Genomic DNA, 1,020 nt, shown 5'->3' on the forward strand with positions numbered 1-1,020 from the left:
TCCCTAGCAGCACTGCCAACCTGCCGAATGTGGGAAATAAACGTCTTACCCATTACCTATTACCTATTACCTATTACCCATTCCCCACTACCTATTACCTATTACCTATTACCCACTACCTATTACCTATTACCCATTACCCATTACCCATTACCTATTACCTATTACCCATAATCTATTACCTAAAAAAATGATTCAAAACTTACTATCCCAAATCAGCCAGCAGCTTCAGAAAGAACTAACTGACGACATCTCCCAAGGTCAAATAGAAATTGTTGCTCAACCCATTACCGAATCACCAAAACAACTACCACACATCGTTATCTATCCCGGTAAATGGGAAATTGCCTCAACATTTAGGTCAAGCCATCCACAACAGTTACATCCGGAGCAACAAAACCCCACAATAATTACTACATCCAGGGAATTTAAACAAGAATTTTTTATCGATATCTGTGACCCTGACCTAATCAACCTAGAAAAATTAGCGTCCCTGACGACAGGGGTAATTTTAACTAACTACAAAGAAATCATCGAAAATTATAATTTATCAACGGCTAACAATTATCAAGCCCAACAAACATCTACAACCCACACGATTAGCCAAATTACTATCCTTGAAGGTAGCTATGATTATCTTAATAATACCCCTAAAGTTAAACTAAAATGGCAAGTTATAGGTCAAGTCAACTTTAGCAAAAGTATCACAGAATTTGTGGCTCCGATTGAAGAAATTAAAATTAATCAAACTGTAAGCAGTCAGCGGTCAGCTTAAAACAAGGTAATGGGTAATAGCTGACGCGATCGCTTTTTTTTATTCTCTCTAAAACTTCCAAAAAAAAGTTTAAAAAACCTTGACAAATAAAATTACAATCATTACAATAATCATATAAAACCACAATGATTCCAAGTTTCGACTTATGTCAAAAAACTTCAAGCAAAATCTCAATAAACAACCTGTTGAGCACACTCTAAAAGGTCCTCGTCAAGCCGTAATCTATAGTATGCAAATGTTTTATT

Annotated in this window: 1 protein-coding gene; it reads left to right on the plus strand. The window is 35.7% G+C overall.

Annotated elements, in window-relative coordinates; genetic code table 11:
- Nucleotides 1-190: 190 nt before the first annotated feature.
- Complete coding sequence (locus F6K38_RS43075) at nt 191-775, plus strand: hypothetical protein (RefSeq protein WP_287361069.1); 585 nt, start codon at nt 191-193, stop codon at nt 773-775.
- Nucleotides 776-1,020: the final 245 nt, after the last annotated feature.

The sequence above is a fragment of the Moorena sp. SIO3B2 genome, assembly GCF_010692525.1.
GTDB lineage: Bacteria > Cyanobacteriota > Cyanobacteriia > Cyanobacteriales > Coleofasciculaceae > Moorena > Moorena producens.

Bases quoted from the DNA above. Each gene is read 5' to 3' on its own strand.
- F6K38_RS43075 (WP_287361069.1), top strand. From the start codon at position 191: ATGATTCAAAACTTACTATCCCAAATCAGCCAGCAGCTTCAGAAAGAA.